Below are 20270 nucleotides of genomic sequence, written 5' to 3'. Positions count from 1 at the left end.
GGCTCAAACGCGCTTTATCAAGCTTTTTACTGTCTGCTTTGCTTCCCTGTGCAAATTCATCATGTTGCGAACGGCAAGCCCTGCAGCCTTTTGCGAAGGGTGGATAAAGAGCAAATCTTTTACCGCAACGCGTTCACTCCAAATAGCATTGGCTAATGCGTTATCTGGTGCAGCACATGAATCGAGAATAGTCTCATTCCCCTGCTCCATTAATTCATCGGTAAAACGGGCAAGCATTTGGTTGCCAGGAGAGCATTCAGCGAAGCTCTCATCATAACTGGTTTTCCATGAAAAATATTCGCCCTGCGCCTTCAAAAGCGTGAGAGCAGCAAGGATTGTATCTCCCGCCTTCAACGTCGCCACCACAAATGCACCTCTGCTTGACAGGCGCACTGCAACAGCACGCGCAAAATCTGCATGGGGCTTCGCATTCAATAATGCCGATTGCTTGCTCCCTTTCCAACCAAGTTTTTCAACCCTCATAAAGGTTTCAAAATGGTTGGGTACAGTATCGGGATCAGAACAAAGTTCTATATAAAGCGGTCCCAAATGAGCCGTTCGTTCAGCCAATCGACGGTAACGTCGATTAAGGCCTTGGCGTCGCTGCTTAGACAACGTCACCTTGCGATATTCTTCACCCGACAAAGAGGTCATCATCGCCGCGCGTTCAAAGCTTGCCAGCGCTTCGACGTTGAGATCACCTGAGTTTAAATCAAAGTGATCGAAGCCTTTAAAAAGATTACATAGAACAGGCGCATCGTATGTGGCCGAAATGCCAGACAAAAGCTCGTTTAATGCAAAAGCGTAACCTTGATGCACCAAAGGCGTGCCGAGGGGAATATAGTCATGCGTCCAAATGTGAACCGTCTTTGGCCCGACGTGAGCGAACCGAGATACATAAATGGGGGCGGCTGCAATCAACACCCCTCCATCTCCATAAACGACGGCAAGATGGACAGCTCCTTTTGCCAAAGCATCGATGGCTGGGAGACAAAAATCGGGATCGAAAAATGGATTAGGCACAATAGCTTGCTCGCTCAACTCACGCCAAGCGTTAACGAAGGATGCCTCCCTCATATCTTTTTCGACTAAAACCTGGAATTTAGGTTCTGCCTGCGGTTTTTTAGCAATTGCAACCAGTGTAACTGTCCCATTTCACCGAACAGCTACTAGAATAACCTATTTTATTGTATAAACCGTTTCACTATTTGGTTTTATTGTCGGTATCGTTAACAGTGATGAGCGAAATAATCCGCTACAACCTGAACTCACCATCAACAATCTGCTTGTGAAGCGCGTCATCTATCTCCACATAGGCGCCTTTTTTCGGGTCTTTGAAAAGCAACCGATCGTCAATCGTCGACGGATCAAATCCTTGTTTTACCAAATCAACTTTGCGCTGCTTAAATGTACCCGTTGCCTCAATTTCTTCCTGCAATCGCAAGAAGATCGGCCGCGCATAATCCGCGAGGTTATTGCAAATATAATCATAAAAACCATCAAGAGCGAAATCATCATCAACAGACAAAGAAACCATGCCCGCGCGACCATCAAAGCCATCAACGGCAACGCCATAAACATTGGCTTCTTTGATGCCCGGATACCCCGTTAAAGCCTCTGACACCTCAGAGGTCGCGACATTTTCACCTTTCCAACGGAAAGTATCGCCAATCCGGTCGATAAAATAGAAATAGCCATATTCATCTTTGCGGATCAAATCGCCTGAACGGAACCAAGCATCATCTACCTCAAAAGCACCACGAATGATTTTCTTCTCAGTTGCAACTGCGTCAGCATAGCCTTCAAACCGCTGCGCCGGCTTTGATGGGTCTTCCAAAATTTGACTGACCGCTTCTCCAACTTCGTTTGGTTCGCACTTCACCAAGAAACCGTCAGCGCCACGCACAGGCATTTCCGTGTCTTGGTCATACTTCACAATTTCAGTGACAAATTTCTTTTCCGCCCATTTCGGCAGTCGACCAATTGCGCCAACCTTTTGGTCAAAGTTGAAGAAGACCGTGTTACCCTCAGTTGAAGCGTACCACTCCAAAATAAATGGAATTTTGAACCGCGATTGAAACTCTTCCCAAATATCAGGGCGAAGGCCATTGCCATCAACCAATCTGATTTTGTGCTTGTTCTCTTTCGGATGCACAGGCGTGTTCAACAAATAACGGCATAGCTCACCAATATACTGGAACATCGTGCAATCATTATCGACAATGTCATCCCAGAAGGTAGAGGCTGAAAACTTATCTTCGATATAAACTGATCCACCCATCGTCAGCGTAATGCCAATTGCCATAATACCGCCTGCGGTGTGGTACATCGGCAAACACACATACATACGATCGTTCTCAGTTGCTTGGGTCGCAGCAGCAAAGGCGTTCATAATCGCCATGGTACGGTAGTGAATAATATTGGCCGCTTTAGGCAGGCCTGTCGTACCACTGGTGTAAATATAAAGAGCTTTATCCCAGTTGATGAACTTAACAACTTCATCACCGCTCAATGCTGCTGAGGACAATTCATCAAGCATCGTATCAAGACGCGCATACTCGCCATCAGCACCATAAAGCCACGGGTTCATCTCACCATCTAAATGATCAGTCGTCCCGTTATAAGCATCAATAAGGTCAGCATCCACGATAACAGCCTTAGGCGTTACAATATTGATGCAGTGAGCCAGCGATGCGCCAGTCAAATTCGTGTTGAGAAGCGCACAAACACCGCCCGCCCGAATAACACCAAGCCAAGCGGCCATATATTCCGGCTTGTTCGGCATGAGAAGCGCGACACAATCACCTTTTTTAACACCCTGCGCCTGCGCCCAGCGAGCATATTGATTGGCTCGGTTATCAAGGCCGCGATAGGTAAGCGTTTGCTCTTTAGACAGCAGCGCCGGTTTATCACCATACTGCTCAGCCAAATCAGTAATTTGGTGAGAGAGCGTGTAGTCTGGGTTTTTGGCGACTTTTGTGGTCCGTTTTAATGTGCGCAAAGCAGCTGTTAAATACGTCCATTCCATCTTTGCACGAGCAAATAAGTTCATAAGTTCCTCCGACTTACCATTTCCACATTTTTGGTTCCTCCTCCAAAAACGTGAATGATATCCTTATTATTCTAATAGACTAACTGCCCATTTCTTACGTTTACGTCAAGGTCATTACCCATCGGCAGGTGTCAATTTCTTGCGATTTTTATCAAGAACCCAATCACATCACCGTATTTTCGTCAGTCTTGCAAAGAATATCAAACGGCACAAACACCAAATGAAACTTTTTACTGCTTGTGGTTTTGATTGAGAAAGATAGGTTGTGGCTTCGAAGAACAACAAAGCCAAGAAAACGATGAGCAAAACTGTCTTAGATGTAAAAGGGCTAAAATGCCCCCTGCCTGTTTTGAAGGTTCAAAAAGCCATGAAAAGCTTGAGTGCTGGCGATATTTTGGAAGTGCAGGCGACTGACCCCCTATCGGTGATCGACATCCCAGCCTATTGCAATCAAAGCGGCCATCGCCTCCTGCATAAAGCGAGCGAAGGGGATGACCATCTTTTTCAAATTGAGTGTGTTAGCTCTTAGGGGCTGGAACAGTCACTTTTCTAACGACATCGAGCCCTATGAGTAAGGCATTCTCCAGTTTCTTCTGAGTACACACTTGAATGACCTGTGTCTCCTGCAGGCAACTTAATCCCCTTACCCAATATGAACTTCATCCCGTAAATTGCGGAGAGGCCACCAGGAAACCTATCGAATGGTTTTTTGATCCAGTAATATTGATCTGAGGTGTATTCCAAAGCGCCCTGCTCTACCAATTGGTTCAAACCAATCCTGCCTGGCATCACACGGTAGGCAACGGCTAGCTTTGGTGAAACCACCGCTTTGGGATCAATTTCTACAAATGAATTAAGTTCTGAGCTTTTAAACAAGCGCGGTTTTTTGCTGTCAAATTTCTTAACAGACTTTCGTTGGCTATCGAGTCGTTTGGCAAAACGGTCTAGCCCGACAAGCGGTACGAGTTTTTTCGCTTTATCCTCTTCAAGTCGGCCTGAAGGAATGTGGACTGTGGGAAACCTACGGTCGGCGATTAATTTTTCTACAGGTTGCTGCAAAAGGGTAGCGATCTTAGCAGACATAATTTTAGCCCGCCCGCCTTCAGCCTTTAGAGCATAGTTGAAACAGTGCCCTGTAACAGAAAACTCAATCTTATCTGCATCCAGCCCAACAACGCCGCCATGCTCTTTATCCCGACGAGTTCCCACGACAAATTTAGCAATCCGCTCAGTTGCCCCAGTTATGCGCCAAATCTGTGGTTTTAATACGTGGGAAAAAATATAAAGAGGCGTTTTTCCTGCTTCTATATTGAGATGGCCTGTCGTTGTCATTACATCCTGCCCAGCAACAGTGACAGTTGAGGCGGCGGCTCCTGCACTACCACTAACAACCACAACGTCAGCCCCTGAAGGCACTTGCGGGAGTTTGCATTCTAGCGCGCTCCTCCTGCCGTATTTATTGCGTTTGAGCGATGACCTGTTTGCAGCGGGCCGCTTCTTTGCCACCAATGTTGGGTCCGCTGAAATTTTCTTGATCGCATCTGAAATCTCTTTAGCGTCCACTTTTCCGTCTTTGTTTAAATCAAAGACGAATACATTACTGAAGGTTTGAGAAGTCCTTCTGCCTGGCACCTGCTCGACTTTTGTTTTCGCATAAGCACTCAGTTCTTTAATTGAGATGTTTCCATCATTGTCTGTATCCGCATTTAGTTCGAATATCTTATTTCTAGATCGCGCATTTGAATCCTGAACACTTTGAACCGCCTTGAATTCTTCGGGTGTTATAACTGTATCCCCATCAAGATCGAGGTGTAGAAATTGCGCAACAATTCTACTTCTACTTTTAGCAGCAAGAACGTTGTTATACCGCTCCAAATCTGCTGGTGTGACAACGCCTGAAGGATTGATTTGATAAAGGACTTTCAAATAATTTTCGAGCGCTCTATCTGGCGACCGTTCGATCAGCCTTGCAAGATGACGTGATAGTTCAAACTTTACCACCTCGCCTTTCGCCGATTGTTCCTTATCCGTTTCTTGGGCTTTCACCGCTGGCATAAGGAGCACACTGCTCGCCAAGACACTTGATGCAAATAAAAATTTAGAGGAATTCAAACAGTATTTTGCCACAGAAAATCATCCTTTTTATGGAAATTTCCTGAATTCTGCACCAGAAAGTTTAAAAATCTAAAAAATCATTCTCTTGAATTTTTTTAATTCAATAAAAATTATCTTTTTAGTTAAACACCGTAGCGATTTTCGATATATTCGCTGACCATCACTTTGAAATCTTCTGCAATGTTTTCGCCGCGCAATGTCTTTGCTTTTTGTCCATCGATGAAAACAGGAGCGGCAGGCGTTTCGCCTGTGCCTGGCAATGAAATGCCGATGTCAGCGTGCTTGCTTTCACCCGGCCCGTTCACGATACAACCCATAACGGCGACATTGAGTGCTTCAACGCCTGGATATTTCTCACGCCATTCCGGCATGCTGTCACGAATGTCTGCTTGGATTTGCTGCGCGAGTTCTTGGAATGTTGTCGATGTCGTGCGCCCACAACCAGGACAAGCTGCAACGATTGGCACGAACTGACGGAAGCCCATCGTCTGTAGCAATTCTTGGCTCACTTGAACTTCACGGGTCCGATCGCCATTTGGCTCTGGTGTGAGCGAGATGCGGATCGTGTCGCCAATGCCTTGCTGCAACAAAACACCCATAGCAGCAGAAGACGCCACAATACCCTTTGTGCCCATACCCGCTTCTGTAAGACCCAAATGCAAACAATGGTCAGAGCGTCCTGCAAGGTCGGTATAAACGGCAATCAAATCCTGCACTTGGCTAACCTTGGCAGACAAAATCATCTTATTGCGCGGCATGCCCAGTTCTTCGGCGCGATCAGCAGACAACAAAGCCGATTGAATAATCGTCTCATACATCACTTCTGTCGCCGTCATCGGGCTACCAGCTGCCGCATTGTCATCCATCAACTTGGTGAGTAGTTCCTCATCAAGCGAACCCCAGTTCACGCCAATGCGCACGGGCTTATCGTATTTGTTTGCCACTTCGATCATATCGGCAAATTGTGTATCGCGCTTTGCTTTAAAGCCAACATTACCCGGATTGATCCGATATTTCGCCAGCGCTTCAGCGCAAGCCGGGTGGTCTTTCAAAAGCTTGTGGCCGATATAGTGAAAATCACCGACCAACGGCACATCTATGCCTGCTGCATCAAGCTTTTCTTTAATGTAGGGAACAGCGGCCGCACTCTCATCACGATCAACGGTGATACGCACGAGTTCGGAACCTGCCACAGAAAGCGCGGTTACCTGCTCAACCGTTTTTTCGATATCGGCTGTATCTGTGTTTGTCATGGACTGCACAACCACCGGCGCACCGCCACCTACTTGAACGGATCCGACCTGTACGGCGACAGATTGACGGCGAGGAAGTGGCTTTGTGAGATATTCAGTCATGGTCGAACCTAAGTTGATCGCTTTTGAATTTGTCCTTGATTTAGACCGTATTGCGCCCTCATGCAATCGCAATAGGCTCAATTTGGTCAACACAGTCTCGCAATAAGTCAACAAATGGCTAGGCAAATGAATGTGATAAAACGTGAGGTGCTTGAAACACACAGTCAATTATGCTGCATTGCAAAAAATCAGACACAAAGGAACCACCATGTCATCACCAAAATGCGCCGTCGTTACAGGATCAAGTTCAGGTATTGGCCTTGGCATCGCCGAGGAATTTGCAAAAGCTGGTTATAGCGTTGCCCTAAATTCATACACCGATAATGCAGAAGATCATGCGTTGGCTAAAAAGCTCAGTGACGAAACTGGTGCTAAAGTCATTTACATCAAAGCCGACATGTCAAAAGCGGACGAATGCACAGCCCTTGTGACGCAGGCAAAAGAGCAACTGGGTTCTGTTGATATCTTGGTCAACAATGCTGGCATCCAATTTGTGGCGCCGATTGACGAATTCCCCGCTTCAAAATGGGATGCGATTATCGCAATCAACATGTCATCAGCATTTCACACAACGGCAGCTGCTTTGCCAATCATGCGCGAAAAAGGTTGGGGCCGTGTGATCAACATTGCATCCGCTCACGGCTTAACAGCATCGCCTTATAAATCTGCTTATGTTGCTGCCAAACACGGTGTGGTTGGCCTTTCCAAAGTGACAGCATTGGAGACGGCGGAAGAAGACATTACCTGCAATGCAATTTGCCCTGGTTATGTGATGACGCCATTGGTTGAAAGCCAAATTCCAGAGCAAATGAAAGCTCACAACATGTCACGCGAAGACGTGTTGAAAAATGTCATGCTGCTTCGCCAACCATCACGCGAAATGGCAACAACCGAGCAACTCGGTGGCACTGCCCTCTTCTTGGCGTCAGAGCATGCCAAACAAATCACAGGCACAACCATCTCCGTTGATGGTGGCTGGACAGCGCTTTAAGCGCTCCTTGCCCGTCTGCAAGCGCTTTCGAGCGCTTGCAAAAATGCTGAACGATCACGTGGGGCGAACGGTTTTGCCCCGCCGCCCATCTCGCCCATTTCTCGCAAATGTTGATTGATCGCGCGTGAGGCCAGTGCTTGGCCAATATTGGCATCATCAAATTCACGCCCCGTATTACCAATCACAATCGCGCCTTTCTCCAAACATCGCCCTGCAAGCGGAATGTCTTGGGTGATGACTACATCGCCTTTAGCCGCCCGTTCTGCAATCCAATCATCGGCAACATCTGGCCCATCTGGCACAACCACGCGATTGACCAGTCGGTCTTCAGGCAGGCGCATGAAGGCATTGGCGACATAGTAGATCGGCATCTCATGGCGGATTGCGACCTTTAAAACCTCGTCTTTAACCGGACAAGCATCCGCATCCACATAGATTGTTGAGTTATCGCTCATACCGTTCCAAATTCCATCAATTCCGACCTAACCAAAATAACGATAGATCGCTGATCAAGTTTTCTATCACATGAATACACTTGCCTTGCAATTCCAGCTTGCTAAGCTTCGTAATCTCAATTTTCTGGAAACAAAAATGGCTAAATTTGCAATCGTCGGGTTTTATCTATCAATCAACGCACTTTTATTTATGTGGCTATGCATCAAAGTAATTGGTGTGAGACGAGGAGAACAGATTTCAATTGGTGATGGCGATAACAAAACACTCGCCCTGCGTATGCGCGGGCAGGGAAACGCCTCAGAATACATGCCCTTGTTCTTCCTGCTATTGGGGGTCGCAGCTTTACTTTCAGCGCCGCCAATTGCTCTGCATATTCTTGGTTTAGCTTTCACCATAGGCCGCATGTCACATGCCTATTGGTTTTTAAATCCATCTAGAAATATGAAGCCACGCATCGCAGGCATGGTGCTAACGCTATCTTCAACATCCATTTTGGCAATTGGCTTGCTTATGCACTCAGCGGTCATCATGGCAGGCGGATACTAAATCCGCCAACCAGTTAAGCTTTTACCCGTGAAACGAAGGCGAATTATTCGCCTTCATAAACCACGAGCAAGTCTTTAGCGTCGATCTGATCGCCAGCTTTTACAAGCAATTCAGAAATCACACCATCGCGCTCAGCATGGATAGCTGTTTCCATTTTCATCGCTTCAATGGATAGCAGAACATCACCTGAAGTGATCTTCTGGCCTGACTTCACAGCCAAGGTTGAAATAACGCCTGGCATTGGAGCAGCAACGTGATCGGCATTGCCATCTTCAGCCTTTGGTCGTGCTGTTGAACCAGCGGCTCCATGGGCCCGATCTGGCACCTTGCTCGTTCTTGGTTGACCGTTGAGTTCGAAGAACACTTTCTGCTCGCCCGTCTCATCTGTCTCAGAGAAGGTTCTGCATCGCACGACAAGTGTTTTACCTTTTTCAAGGTCAAACGAAATTTCGTCCTGTTCTTTCATACCGTAAAAATAGGTCAAAGTCGGAAGCACAGATGTTGGCCCGTAAAGCTCTTGCGCTTTGGCAAATTCGACGAAGACTTTCGGGTACATCAAATAGGAAGCAAGTTCTTGATCGGTAATTTTACGACCGATCTCTTTTTCTGCTTCCGCACGTTCCGCATCAAGGTCTGCTGGTGCCAACAATTTACCCGGCACTTCGGTAATCGGCTCAGCACCTTTAAGCGCTTTCTTCTGCACGGCCTCAGGCCATCCACCTTCAGGCTGACCAAGATTGCCCGACAGCATGTCAACGACAGATTCTGGGAAGGCAACTTCTTTGTCAGGATTAAGCACATCTTCAACGGTGAGTTCAGAAGCCACCATCATTAGCGCCATGTCACCAACAACCTTCGATGATGGCGTTACTTTGATGATGTCGCCAAACATCTCATTCACATCAGAATAGGTCTGCGCCACTTCATGCCAACGGCTTTCAAGACCGAGCGAACGAGCCTGCTCTTTAAGGTTGGTAAATTGACCACCTGGCATTTCATGCAGGTAAACTTCAGAAGCAGGGCCTTTCAAATCACTTTCAAAGGCTGCGTATTGCTTACGCACCGTTTCCCAATAAAACCCGATTTCGCGGATGGCTTTATCATCAAGACCCGTTGCACGATTACCATGCTCAATTGCCGCAGAAATAGAACCCAGCGCTGGCTGTGATGTCAGGCCAGAAAACGGATCCATCGCCGCATCAATCGCATCAACACCGGCATCAATAGCCGCCAAAACAGAAGCCGCAGAAATACCTGATGTGTCGTGTGTGTGGAAGTGAATTGGCAAGTCTGTCACATCACGAATTGCTTTGACCAATGTGGTCGCGGCAGCCGGTTTGATCAAACCCGCCATGTCTTTCAGGCCGATAATATGAACACCCGCATCGACAAATTCTTTGACGCGTTTTTGGTAGTAATCAATTGTGTACTTATCTGAACGACTAGACATGAGATCGCCGGTATAACAAACAGCGCCCTCACAAATCTTGCCGCTTTCCAAAATTGCATCGACTGAAACACGCGTATTTTCAACCCAGTTCAACGCATCAAACACTCGGAACAAATCCATGCCAGAATCAGCTGCCTGCTTGATGAAATATTGAACCGCATTTTCAGGATAGCTTTTATAACCAACACCGTTGGAGCCACGCACAAGACACTGTAGCAAAATGTTCGGCACACGCTCACGAATCAGCGCCAAGCGTTCCCACGGGTCTTCTGTAAGGAAGCGCATAGACACATCAAAGGTTGCTCCACCCCAACATTCAAGTGAGAACAAATTCGGCATTGCGCGCGCATAAGCATCAGCAATTGCGACAATGTCGTGGGTCCGCATACGTGTTGCAAGCAACGACTGGTGTGCATCGCGCATGGTTGTGTCTGTAATCAGCGTACGATCTTGTTCACGCATCCATTTGGCGAGGCCTTCAGGGCCGCGTTTTTCCAAAATCTGCTTCGTACTATCAAGTGCTGGCTGGCGATAAATCGGTGCCACAGGAATACGCAAACCATCCAGTGGCTTTACGCGACCTTTAACATCTGGATGCCCGTTAACAGACACATCAGCAACATAGCGCAACAACTTGGTTGCACGGTCACGACGTTGAACTTTGTCGAAAAGCTCTGGCGTGTTGTCGATGAACTTTGTTGTGTAGGTATCGTTTTTGAATTTCTCATGGGTGATGATGTTTTCAAGGAACGTCAAGTTGGTCGACACACCGCGAATACGAAACTCGCGCAAAGCACGGTCCATACGTTTGATCGCCTCAGCAGAGGTTGGCGCCCATGCGGTGACCTTCTCCAAAAGCGGATCATAAAAACGCGTAATCACAGCACCCGAATAAGCCGTGCCGCCATCAAGACGAATACCAAAACCTGTCGCGCCACGATAAGCTGTGATGCGGCCATAGTCTGGAATGAAATTTTGTTCAGGGTCTTCAGTTGTAATCCGACACTGAAGTGCATGACCATTCATGGTGATCTCAGGCTGTGCTGGAACACCCGACTTCTCATCGCCAATTGCAAAGCCATCCAAAATATGGATCTGCGCTTTAACAATATCGATACCGGTAATTTCTTCCGTTACCGTGTGCTCAACCTGAATACGTGGATTAACCTCAATGAAGTAAAATTCATCGGTGTCAGCATCCATCAAGAATTCAACAGTACCCGCACCGATATAATCGGTTGCTTCGCCCAAAGCGATAGCCGCGTCGGTCAAGCCTTTGCGGATTTCTGGTGTTACATAAGGTGCTGGTGCACGCTCGACAACTTTTTGGTTGCGGCGCTGAACAGAACAATCGCGTTCAAACAAATGCACAACATTGCCGTGGGTATCGCCAAGCATTTGCACTTCAACGTGGCGGGCGCGTTCAACTAGTTTTTCCAGATAAACTTCGTCCTTACCGAATGCCGCACGTGCTTCGCGTTTGGCTTCAGTTACTTCACGTTCAATTTCTTCCTCGGCACGGATAACCCGCATACCGCGGCCACCGCCGCCCCAAGAGGCTTTCAGCATCAATGGATAACCAACGCCTTTCGCCATTTTTTTGATTTCATCAAAATCATCTGGCAAAGGCTGGGTCGCAGGAACAACAGGCACACCCACTTTTTCCGCTAAGTTACGCGCTGAGACTTTGTTGCCGAGCGAGCGCATCGTGGATGCTTTAGGGCCAATAAAGGTAAGGCCTGCTTCTTCACAAGCATCAACAAATTCTGGGCTTTCTGAAAGAAGGCCATAACCTGGGTGGATCGCATCTGCACCCGAAATTTTCGCAATACGTAAAATCTCATCAATCGACAAATAAGCTTCAATCGGCCCCATGCCGCGACCAATTTGATAGGCTTCATCAGCTTTAAAGCGATGCAGCGCCAATTTGTCTTCTTCAGCAAAAACAGCAACTGTTTTCAGGTCAAGTTCATTGGCAGCGCGAAATATACGGATTGCAATTTCTGAACGGTTAGCAACGAGAATTTTTTTAATAGCCATGGGGTCTCCTATCCGGGTTGGAGAATTCAGCGAACCGCTGAATCTGGCGCGTTTGATTGTTTGAAGAAGCTAATAGCGCAATTGTGCACCTGCGAAAAGACCCAGAAACCCGCAATTAATAAAAATGGACTGTAAAATAATAAAAACCAAAAAGAAGTTGGGAAATTCAGCCTAACTAGAAATGCCGCCAGAACTATTTGGCGTCCACTTTTCATCGCTCGTCAAAGCGCATTCATCAGCATCAACCTGCAATTGATTTAAGCCATCTTCAACGCGGGTACCTCTAATGACAACATCAGGTGCAATTTCAGCGAGCGGCATAAGCACAAACACGCGGTCCAGCATGTGTTTATGCGGCACTGTCAGGTCATCCGTTGAAAGCTCATGGTCACCGCAATAGAGGATGTCAATATCAATCAACCTTGGGCCCCAGCGGATTGTTTTGACCCGCCCCATCTTATTCTCAATAGCTTGCGTCGCTGTCATTAGCGCTCGTGGCGACAGGTTCGTCTCACCGATTACGCATAGATTGAGAAAGGAAGCTTGATCTTCAACGCCCCAAGGTGCGGTTTCATAAAAGCTGGAAGCGACAGTGAGTCTTAAACCATCGCTCGCATGCAACGCATCGAGCGCTTCATTTAAAACCGCAATACGATCACCCTGATTACTGCCAAGCGAAAAGCCGACAGGTTGCCAGATTTTATCAGCCGATGTCATCACGGGTCCGAACAATCTGCACGCCAAGATAATCAACCACTTGGGGCACAGGCGCCGAACGCTTGCGGATGGTGACTTTGATTGATGTTATGTCTTCATAGCGTTTCAAAGAGGTGATCGCGATCTCATGGCCAAATTTCTCGATCAACGCAAACGGTCCACTGTTTGAAACATCTTCTGCAATTTGAGTAAGTGAGCCATAACAAACGGCGGTTGAATAATCATCCTCTGCCGCGAAAGAACGGGTATCCAGCTCGCATTCAATATCGATATCGAACTTTTGCCCAAGCGTGTTTTCCTCTTGGAAAACCCCATGGTGAGCATGCAACCGCAAATTAGAAACGAGTATTTTATCGCTCATATCTGTCTCCTGATCATCCGTTCAATATGATCTTATTCGAGCTATGCACTTAACCACGTGCGGCGTCAATCTGCATGAAAACGTCAATCGCCTCGCGATGCGGTTTAACATCGTGCACCCTGATGATTGAAACACCTTCATAAATGCTCAGCAAATTAGCAGACAATGTACCAAACAAGCGCTCATCAACTTCCGCATTGAGGATCGCCCCAAGGAACCGTTTTCGCGATAGCCCCATCAAAACCGGAAAGCCATAGCGCTTTACGCAATCAAGATTGGCAAGCACTTTGATGTTTTGGTCAAAGTCTTTGCCAAACCCAATGCCGGGGTCGAGCACAATTCGGCCCTCTTTAATACCTGCCTTGCGCGCAATCTCTAGCGAGCGCGCGAACCAGCGCTCCATGTCGTCCAAAATGTCGATCGTTCCGTCGATACCATCAAACCGATTATGCATAATCACCACGTCGCTATCGTGATCAGCAGCAACGTTCGCAAGGTCAGCGTCACGCTGCAAACCCCAAACGTCATTGATGATTTTTGCGCCGCGCGCCAATGCAAATCGGGCTGTTTCGGCTTTATAAGTATCGATGGAAATCGGAATGCTAATGTTACCATCAAGCGCATCAAAAATGGGGCCAAGCCGCGCGCATTCATCTTCTACAGTTACAGCCTCATGGCCCGGCCTTGTTGATTCAGCACCGATATCAAGAATATCAGCACCATCAGCTTCCATTAGGCGGGCTTGTTCCAAAGCATGTTCAGGGGCATCAAATGCACCGCCATCGGAAAAAGAATCCGGCGTTACATTCAAAATTCCCATAATCTGAGGGCGTTTCATCGACAACAGTCTTTCTCAACGCGAGGGCCAAATGGCAGCTTAATCGTCCATTTTCAAAGCCGCAATAAAGGCTTCTTGCGGGATTTCCACCTTACCAAATTGACGCATCTTCTTCTTACCCGCCTTCTGCTTTTCAAGCAGTTTGCGTTTACGAGATACATCACCACCGTAACATTTTGCGGTCACATCTTTACGCAAAGCAGAAATTGTTTCGCGTGCAATCACCTTACCACCAATGGCTGCTTGAATTGGAATTTTAAACATATGACGCGGGATCAAGTCTTTCAACTTCTCACACATCACACGGCCACGCGCATCTGCCTGTGAACGGTGGACCAGCATGGAAAGCGCATCAACAGGCTCGGCATTAACTAGCAGCGACATCTTCACCAAATCACCAGCGCGGTAATCGGTGATGTTATAATCGAAGCTGGCATAGCCTTTGGAAATCGACTTCAAGCGATCATAAAAATCAAACACCACTTCATTGAGTGGTAGATCATAGGTGAGCATCGCCCGTGTGCCGACATAGGTCAGCTCAATTTGGATGCCTCGGCGCTCTTGGCAGATTTTGAGAATTGGGCCCAAATATTCATCGGGCGTCAAAATCGTCGCTCTAATCCAAGGTTCGCGCACTTCGTCAATTTTCACCACATCAGGCATATCAGCCGGATTGTGCAGCATAATCTCAGAGCCATCCGTCATGGTCATTTCATAAACCACACTTGGCGCCGTCGCGATGAGATCGAGATTGAACTCGCGCTCTAACCGCTCTTGAATGATTTCCAAGTGCAACAGCCCCAAGAAGCCACAACGGAAACCGAAGCCGAGAGCGGCAGACGATTCCATCTCAAATGAGAAACTCGCATCGTTCAACCGCAGCTTGCCTGTTGCCGCGCGCAATTCTTCAAAGTCATTGGCATCAACAGGAAACAAGCCACAAAATACAACAGGCTGCGCTTCACGGAAACCACCAAGCGGTTCCACATTGCTGCCTTTGGCATCACAAATCGTATCACCCACACGGGTATCAGCCACTTCTTTAATGGAAGCGGTAATGAACCCAATTTCACCGGGGTAAAGCGTTTCCATCGCTTCCATTTTAGGCCGGAAGACACCCATGCGCTCAATGCCATAGGTGGCATCGGTGCCCATCATTTTGATTTGTTGACCCTTTTTCATGGTGCCATCAATGATGCGGACAATCACAACAACACCGAGATACACATCATAATATGAATCAACCAGCATCGCTTTTAGCGGCGCATCGCGGTCCCCTTCAGGTGCAGGCAAACGCTCAACGATGGCATCGAGAACATCTTCAATACCAATGCCTGTTTTCGCCGAAATCATTACCGCTTCAGACGCATCAAGACCGATCACATCTTCAATCTGAGCTTTAATCCGGTCTGGTTCCGCCGCAGGCAAGTCAATTTTGTTGAGGACAGAAACGATCTCATGGTCCACCTCAATTGCCTGATACACATTGGCAAGGGTCTGCGCTTCCACACCTTGGGATGCATCCACCACCAAAAGCGAGCCTTCACAAGCAGCAAGCGAGCGGTTCACCTCATAGGCAAAATCCACGTGGCCCGGCGTGTCGATTAGGTTCAACACATAAGTAGAACCATCGCGGTGCGGATATTCAAGTCGCACGGTCTGCGCCTTAATCGTAATGCCGCGTTCGCGTTCAATGTCCATATTGTCGAGTACTTGGTTGGTCATCTCACGCTGAGTTAGACCGCCTGTCACTTGGATCAAGCGATCAGCCAATGTGGATTTCCCATGGTCAATATGGGCAACAATTGAAAAATTTCGGATTTTGGATATGTCTGTCATGAGGGTCAGATAGCATCGGTTGCAACGGCTGGAAAGGAGATTTAAGCGCAAAGGCTAATTCTTCTTGTAAGTTAGCCTTTTTATCAGGGTAATTAGACCCAAAAAACCGCTCTAATTGGCCAAAGCATCAACCAACCAAGGCAGGCTCACTTCATAACGCGGGCCAATGGTGCCGTGGCCGCCGTCAAATTCTTCAAATCGACCTTTGACGTTAGCCTCTTCCATCATTCGCACAACGCGCCGTGTGCCATAAAGGATATTGTATTCATCCTGACGCCCACAATCGATATAAACCGCTTTTGCTTGTTTAAAAGCGTCCATCGTGTTGGGAACAAATGTCAGCGGATCAAACGCCAACCACTTTTGCCAATGCTCTTGGATAAATTCGCAGGTGTCGCGCGTCACAGGCAATCTGACGTCAAGCGGAGCACCTGCACCACCGACAGGGTCATAGCTCGCCGCCATGGCAAGCATCATAAGGGCAGAAATCTGCTCACCCTTCGGCTTTTCTTGGCGCCAAAAGGCATCCAGAAACGCTTGCGCGTTAAAATCATAAGCACCGAGTACACGCAGCGCTTTTGGCAGTTCGCCGCGATAAACGAAATCAAATCCGCAATCGCCAGCATGACTGCCAGCGGCTGCCCAAACATCAGGACGTTTCGCCAAATTATAAAGCGCGCCATATCCACCAGATGAATGACCAAACAGTCCACGACAACCCTCACCGCCACAGCCATATTTTTCTTCAAGGGCGGGCACAAGATCATCTGCCAATGCAGAAGACCAATTGCCGATAACAGCAGAATTCACAAATTGTGTGCCACCAAGCCGATTATAGCTATCAACGAAAGCCACCACACAAGGCGCAAGCTCGCCACTTTCAAACAAGCGATCGAGACGTTCAGGAATACTCTCACCAAAATTGCGCCACCCCGTTAAAGAGGGCCCACTATTGAGATATGAGGCAAGGCACACAAGCAGCGGCAAACCAGCAGTTTCATGGCTTTTTGGGTACCATACGGCCACACCTTTAAGCGGATTGTCCCCCATCCAATTGCCTTCAAGCGCTTTTAGAGGGAGATCAAATTCTTCAAGTTTAGAAACATTTGAGCAATTAGGGCGCCGCATTTTGCTTTTCTTCTGCTGCTTCTTCTGCAGCTTTTCTAGTATGCCGCTTATTAAGTGGATCAATGGAGGCAACTTCGCCGCTCCATACGATATTTTTATAGTCAAAACCTTTGACTAAGGTTGGTTTGACCACTTCAAAATAGGGCGACAAATCAAAATCACGCGGTGCAAAGAGCGAGTGATGCCTGATATGCATGACTTCTGACTGACAATGCCCTTTAGCGCAGTCTTTGCTTTCAATATCGTCAAAGACTGGCAAAACCGGATAACCAACCTCTTGAAAAGCTTGTGCAATCAACGTGGAGCAAATTGCACGACTGGGATCACCTGATCCAAGCGAAATCATCCGTCGGCGGATGGGCGCTGGGAAAGGGATCGGAAAGAAATAGCGCAGCATGTCAAAAATGTTGGAATGGTCATACTGCGTGCCAATTCTCGAAATCGCATAATGGATTACTTTTTCCGTATCTTCATCACTCAATGAGACAGGCCGACAAATCCGCGTATTATAAGTCTCATACTTAGAAAGCGGCACTGCGACGCAGCCCTCACCCAAGTTCACCTCAACAAGACAAGGCCGGTCTTCAGGGTCATTATCTTGATCAATGGGAACACTAACAGAATCGCCCACATACATCGCCGCATGAGACCACGTTGATTGGGTCAAATATTTGATAGCAGATGAAACTTGGCGGTTTCCTTCAACCAGCACAATATCCCCTGGCCGCAAAATGGCACGCATGGTTTTAAGGTCTGATGGCGTAAACGGCACATAGCCGCTCTTTTCCATATTCAAACCCTTGGCGACAAAGCGACCAATGCGATCAAAAATTGTGTCTTTTCCGGTCTCAGACATCGTTATTCACAACACTTTCCAAGCAAACCAACTCTAAATCAGAACAAATAGGCTGCATAAACCTTTGTAGTCCAAAACCTCTATATTCTCCAGAATTAACATGATCAACTGCTTGGAAAGCACAAACGCGTGCGCATAGTCCGTATAATCAGCAGTTTTGCGGCATTCCAACCGCATTGATCCATTGACAAAAGAGGGCTTTCCCCTCTATACCTCGCTCAATTCTTGGAAATGAAACCCATTTCCGGCTGACCATGGTTGCGATCATGGAGGTTAACATCAGACAGCGCGATGCGCCCTCTGGTGTAATTTTGCTTTGCTTTGTTGGTCTACGCCAACATGGCTGTTTTGTTGGTGGTTTACCCACCTGAAGATGAGGGAACGCGATGTTTGAAAGTCTGTCCGACCGCCTTGGCTCGATATTTGACGGCCTAACAAAACGTGGCGCCCTCTCAGACAAAGACGTCAACGAAGCCCTTCGTGAAGTGCGCCGCGCCCTAATCGAGGCCGATGTAGCCCTTGATGTTGTGCGCTCCTTCACAGACCGCGTACGCAGCAAAGCTGTTGGTGCGGATGTTGTAAAATCAATCAAACCGGGCCAAATGGTCGTCAAGATCGTGCATGACGAATTGGTCGCAATGCTCGGTTCTGATGCAGAGCCGATTGATCTCGCCTCAACCCCGCCTGTCGCCATTATGATGGTTGGTTTGCAAGGGTCAGGTAAAACAACGACCTCTGCCAAAATTGCCCGTCGCCTCCAAAACCGCGACAAGAAAAAAGTTTTGATGGCCTCCCTCGATGTGCGCCGTCCTGCCGCTCAAAAACAGCTTGCTGTACTAGGTGAGCAAAACGATGTGGACACGCTTCCAATCGTTGAAGGCCAAATGCCAGTGCAAATTGCTGAGCGCGCGCAAACGGCAGCTCGTCTTGGTGGTTATGATGTCGTGATCCTCGATACAGCTGGTCGTCTCGCAATTGACGAACCGCTTATGCAGGAAATGGCCGACATCAAGAAAGCCACCAACCCGCATGAAGTTTTGCTGGTTGCTGACTCGCTAACAGGTCAAGACGCAGTCAACCTTGCCAAGAGCTTTAACGAGCGCGTTGATATTACAGGTATCGTCCTTACCCGTGTTGACGGTGATGGCCGTGGCGGTGCAGCGCTTTCTATGCGCGCTGTCACTGGCAAACCAATCAAGCTTATTGGTGTTGGTGAAAAAGCCGAAGACCTAGAAGATTTCTACCCCAACCGAATTGCCGACCGCATTTTGGGCATGGGCGATATCGTTAGCCTTGTTGAAAAAGCATCTGAGGCAATCGACCAAGAAAAAGCCGCCGAAATGGCTGCGAAAATGCAGAAGGGTCTATTCGACCTCAACGACCTGCATGAGCAACTTGAGCAGATGAAAAACCTCGGCGGCATGGGCGGCATTATGTCGATGATGCCCGGCATTGGCAAAATGAAGAAGCAGATGGATGCCGCAGGCATGGATGACAGCATCTTCAAACGTCAGCAGGCGATTATTACGTCGATGACCAAGAAAGAGCGCGCCACACCAAAGCTTTTAAACGCCAACCGCAAAAAACGGATCGCGAAAGGCTCTGGCACGGAAGTCTCCGAGATCAACAAGCTTCTCAAGATGCACCGCCAAATGGCAGACATGATGAAAGCCATGGGCGGCAAAGGTAAGAAAAAGGGCATCATGGGCGCCCTCGGCTCCATGATGGGCGGCGGTATGCCTGGTGGCGGAATGCCTGGCATGCCTCCTGGCATGGACCCCTCACAGATGGACCCGAAAGAACTTGAAAAAATCGCCAAACAAATGGGTGGCGGACTTCCTGGTGGAATGGGCGGTTTAGGCGGAATGCCCGGTGGCATGCCAAAACTCCCAGGCCTTGGTGGCGGCGGCCTTCCCGGCATGCCGAAGGGTCCGAAAAAGAAATGACAACCTTCGCAACCATTCCAACACTCGAGACCGAACGTCTCATCTTGCGCGGCTTCCGCGAGGATGATCACGCGTCTTTGTGTGTGATTGAGAGCGACGAAGAAATGACCCGTTTTACTGGCGGCGTTCATAATGAAGATCAAGCATGGCGCTACATGGCCGTGATGATTGCCCACTGGACCTTGCGTGGCTTCGGCCCGTTTGCGCTGGAAGAAAAAGCAACCAATGCTCTCATTGGCTATTGCGGACCGTGGGCGACCCCAAAATTCCCTGAACCGGAAATTTGCTACACGCTAGCACGCACGGCACAGGGTAAAGGCTATGCTAGTGAGGCGCTGAAAGCGGCTCTCAGCTTTGTCTATTTTAATCTCGGTTGGGAAACAGCAATGAGCTGTATCGACCGCGACAACCACGCCTCTCAAACTGTCTCCCAGAAAATGGGTGCGGTGAAAGAACAAACCGATGTGCCTCTTGGCGACTACAAAGTCGACATTTGGCGTCATCTTCCCCCTCAAGAATTTAAAGAACTTCACTAAAGGAAAAAAACAATGGCTACTAAAATCCGTCTTGCCCGTGGTGG

The 20270-nt window shown here is 48.1% G+C and carries 17 protein-coding genes; 5 read left to right on the top strand and 12 right to left on the bottom strand.

The features are described from left to right. Window positions 1-3 precede the first annotated feature (3 nt). Window positions 4-1077 (bottom strand): GNAT family N-acetyltransferase, encoded by a 1074-nt coding sequence (locus ABJO30_13810; protein MEP3233897.1) that lies wholly within the window; start codon window positions 1075-1077, stop codon window positions 4-6. 178 nt (window positions 1078-1255) lie between these two features. Then, entirely contained in the window at window positions 1256-3052 is a 1797-nt protein-coding gene (locus tag ABJO30_13805; GenBank protein ID MEP3233896.1) for a long-chain-acyl-CoA synthetase, read from the bottom strand. A 298-nt stretch (window positions 3053-3350) separates the two neighbouring features. On the opposite strand from ABJO30_13805, the gene ABJO30_13800 reads away from it, so the two are divergent. After that, window positions 3351-3581 (top strand): sulfurtransferase TusA family protein, encoded by a 231-nt coding sequence (locus ABJO30_13800; GenBank protein MEP3233895.1) that lies wholly within the window; start codon window positions 3351-3353, stop codon window positions 3579-3581. Between the two features lie 20 nt (window positions 3582-3601). On the opposite strand, the gene ABJO30_13795 is transcribed toward ABJO30_13800, so the two are convergent. Together ABJO30_13795 and ispG are read right to left on the bottom strand one after the other, a co-directional pair. Then, window positions 3602-5107 carry an EF-hand domain-containing protein gene (locus ABJO30_13795; GenBank protein ID MEP3233894.1) on the bottom strand — a complete coding sequence of 502 codons (1506 nt, stop codon included), beginning with the start codon at window positions 5105-5107 and terminating at the stop codon, window positions 3602-3604. 182 nt (window positions 5108-5289) lie between these two features. Continuing rightward, the gene (gene ispG / locus ABJO30_13790; protein MEP3233893.1) at window positions 5290-6522 is read right to left on the bottom strand and encodes a flavodoxin-dependent (E)-4-hydroxy-3-methylbut-2-enyl-diphosphate synthase; all 1233 of its coding nucleotides are present in this window, start codon (window positions 6520-6522) and stop codon (window positions 5290-5292) included. Window positions 6523-6730: 208 nt separating this feature from the next. Between ispG and ABJO30_13785 the strand changes: the two genes are divergently transcribed. Next, window positions 6731-7513, top strand: a complete 783-nt coding sequence (locus ABJO30_13785) for a 3-hydroxybutyrate dehydrogenase (GenBank protein ID MEP3233892.1) — start codon at window positions 6731-6733, stop codon at window positions 7511-7513. On the opposite strand, the gene ABJO30_13780 is transcribed toward ABJO30_13785, so the two are convergent. Beyond that, a complete protein-coding gene (locus ABJO30_13780) occupies window positions 7510-7968 on the bottom strand; it encodes a YaiI/YqxD family protein (GenBank protein MEP3233891.1) in 459 nt (152 codons plus the stop codon). The two genes, ABJO30_13785 and ABJO30_13780, sit on opposite strands and share 4 nt — an antisense overlap. A gap of 136 nt (window positions 7969-8104) precedes the next feature. Between ABJO30_13780 and ABJO30_13775 the strand changes: the two genes are divergently transcribed. Further along, a complete protein-coding gene (locus tag ABJO30_13775; GenBank protein ID MEP3233890.1) occupies window positions 8105-8515 on the top strand; it encodes an MAPEG family protein in 411 nt (136 codons plus the stop codon). A 43-nt stretch (window positions 8516-8558) separates the two neighbouring features. On the opposite strand, the gene pyc is transcribed toward ABJO30_13775, so the two are convergent. The 7 genes from pyc to ABJO30_13740 all read right to left on the bottom strand — a co-directional run bounded on the left by pyc (window position 8559) and on the right by ABJO30_13740 (window position 17744). After that, complete coding sequence (gene pyc / locus ABJO30_13770; GenBank protein ID MEP3233889.1) at window positions 8559-12005, bottom strand: pyruvate carboxylase; 3447 nt, start codon at window positions 12003-12005, stop codon at window positions 8559-8561. 171 nt (window positions 12006-12176) lie between these two features. After that, complete coding sequence (gene folK, locus ABJO30_13765; protein MEP3233888.1) at window positions 12177-12722, bottom strand: 2-amino-4-hydroxy-6-hydroxymethyldihydropteridine diphosphokinase; 546 nt, start codon at window positions 12720-12722, stop codon at window positions 12177-12179. Beyond that, the gene (gene folB, locus ABJO30_13760; GenBank protein ID MEP3233887.1) at window positions 12709-13083 is read right to left on the bottom strand and encodes a dihydroneopterin aldolase; all 375 of its coding nucleotides are present in this window, start codon (window positions 13081-13083) and stop codon (window positions 12709-12711) included. The genes folK and folB overlap by 14 nt, the downstream gene beginning before the upstream one ends. Window positions 13084-13132: 49 nt before the next feature. Continuing rightward, the gene (gene folP / locus ABJO30_13755) at window positions 13133-13921 is read right to left on the bottom strand and encodes a dihydropteroate synthase (GenBank protein ID MEP3233886.1); all 789 of its coding nucleotides are present in this window, start codon (window positions 13919-13921) and stop codon (window positions 13133-13135) included. Window positions 13922-13960: 39 nt separating this feature from the next. Then, window positions 13961-15760: a translation elongation factor 4 gene (lepA, locus tag ABJO30_13750; GenBank protein ID MEP3233885.1), complete on the bottom strand. Its 1800-nt coding sequence runs from the start codon at window positions 15758-15760 to the stop codon at window positions 13961-13963. 111 nt (window positions 15761-15871) lie between these two features. Further along, window positions 15872-16888, bottom strand: coding sequence for an alpha/beta hydrolase-fold protein (locus tag ABJO30_13745; protein MEP3233884.1), 1017 nt, complete (start codon window positions 16886-16888; stop codon window positions 15872-15874). Continuing rightward, complete coding sequence (locus ABJO30_13740; protein MEP3233883.1) at window positions 16875-17744, bottom strand: YiiX/YebB-like N1pC/P60 family cysteine hydrolase; 870 nt, start codon at window positions 17742-17744, stop codon at window positions 16875-16877. The genes ABJO30_13745 and ABJO30_13740 overlap by 14 nt, the downstream gene beginning before the upstream one ends. A gap of 386 nt (window positions 17745-18130) precedes the next feature. On the opposite strand from ABJO30_13740, the gene ffh reads away from it, so the two are divergent. Both ffh and ABJO30_13730 read left to right on the top strand, forming a co-directional pair. After that, the gene (gene ffh, locus ABJO30_13735; GenBank protein ID MEP3233882.1) at window positions 18131-19690 is read left to right on the top strand and encodes a signal recognition particle protein; all 1560 of its coding nucleotides are present in this window, start codon (window positions 18131-18133) and stop codon (window positions 19688-19690) included. Next, the gene (locus tag ABJO30_13730) at window positions 19687-20226 is read left to right on the top strand and encodes a GNAT family N-acetyltransferase (protein MEP3233881.1); all 540 of its coding nucleotides are present in this window, start codon (window positions 19687-19689) and stop codon (window positions 20224-20226) included. Before ffh ends, ABJO30_13730 begins: the two co-directional genes overlap by 4 nt. Window positions 20227-20270: the final 44 nt, after the last annotated feature.

Source organism: Hyphomicrobiales bacterium (assembly GCA_039973685.1).
In the GTDB taxonomy this organism is placed as follows: domain Bacteria; phylum Pseudomonadota; class Alphaproteobacteria; order Rhizobiales; family JACESI01; genus JACESI01.
This window is presented reverse-complemented; position numbering and strand designations above follow the sequence as displayed.

What these genes read in the sequence shown, in the direction of transcription:
- ABJO30_13810 (MEP3233897.1), bottom strand. Translation starts at nt 1,077, where the DNA reads ATGAGGGAGGCATCCTTCGTTAACGCTTGGCGTGAGTTGAGCGAGCAA.
- ABJO30_13805 (MEP3233896.1), bottom strand. Translation starts at nt 3,052, where the DNA reads ATGAACTTATTTGCTCGTGCAAAGATGGAATGGACGTATTTAACAGCT.
- ABJO30_13800 (MEP3233895.1), top strand. Translation starts at nt 3,351, where the DNA reads ATGAGCAAAACTGTCTTAGATGTAAAAGGGCTAAAATGCCCCCTGCCT.
- ABJO30_13795 (MEP3233894.1), bottom strand. Translation starts at nt 5,107, where the DNA reads ATGCCAGCGGTGAAAGCCCAAGAAACGGATAAGGAACAATCGGCGAAA.
- ispG (MEP3233893.1), bottom strand. Translation starts at nt 6,522, where the DNA reads ATGACTGAATATCTCACAAAGCCACTTCCTCGCCGTCAATCTGTCGCC.
- ABJO30_13785 (MEP3233892.1), top strand. Translation starts at nt 6,731, where the DNA reads ATGTCATCACCAAAATGCGCCGTCGTTACAGGATCAAGTTCAGGTATT.
- ABJO30_13780 (MEP3233891.1), bottom strand. Translation starts at nt 7,968, where the DNA reads ATGAGCGATAACTCAACAATCTATGTGGATGCGGATGCTTGTCCGGTT.
- ABJO30_13775 (MEP3233890.1), top strand. Translation starts at nt 8,105, where the DNA reads ATGGCTAAATTTGCAATCGTCGGGTTTTATCTATCAATCAACGCACTT.
- pyc (MEP3233889.1), bottom strand. Translation starts at nt 12,005, where the DNA reads ATGGCTATTAAAAAAATTCTCGTTGCTAACCGTTCAGAAATTGCAATC.
- folK (MEP3233888.1), bottom strand. Translation starts at nt 12,722, where the DNA reads ATGACATCGGCTGATAAAATCTGGCAACCTGTCGGCTTTTCGCTTGGC.
- folB (MEP3233887.1), bottom strand. Translation starts at nt 13,083, where the DNA reads ATGAGCGATAAAATACTCGTTTCTAATTTGCGGTTGCATGCTCACCAT.
- folP (MEP3233886.1), bottom strand. Translation starts at nt 13,921, where the DNA reads ATGAAACGCCCTCAGATTATGGGAATTTTGAATGTAACGCCGGATTCT.
- lepA (MEP3233885.1), bottom strand. Translation starts at nt 15,760, where the DNA reads ATGACAGACATATCCAAAATCCGAAATTTTTCAATTGTTGCCCATATT.
- ABJO30_13745 (MEP3233884.1), bottom strand. Translation starts at nt 16,888, where the DNA reads ATGCGGCGCCCTAATTGCTCAAATGTTTCTAAACTTGAAGAATTTGAT.
- ABJO30_13740 (MEP3233883.1), bottom strand. Translation starts at nt 17,744, where the DNA reads ATGTCTGAGACCGGAAAAGACACAATTTTTGATCGCATTGGTCGCTTT.
- ffh (MEP3233882.1), top strand. Translation starts at nt 18,131, where the DNA reads ATGTTTGAAAGTCTGTCCGACCGCCTTGGCTCGATATTTGACGGCCTA.
- ABJO30_13730 (MEP3233881.1), top strand. Translation starts at nt 19,687, where the DNA reads ATGACAACCTTCGCAACCATTCCAACACTCGAGACCGAACGTCTCATC.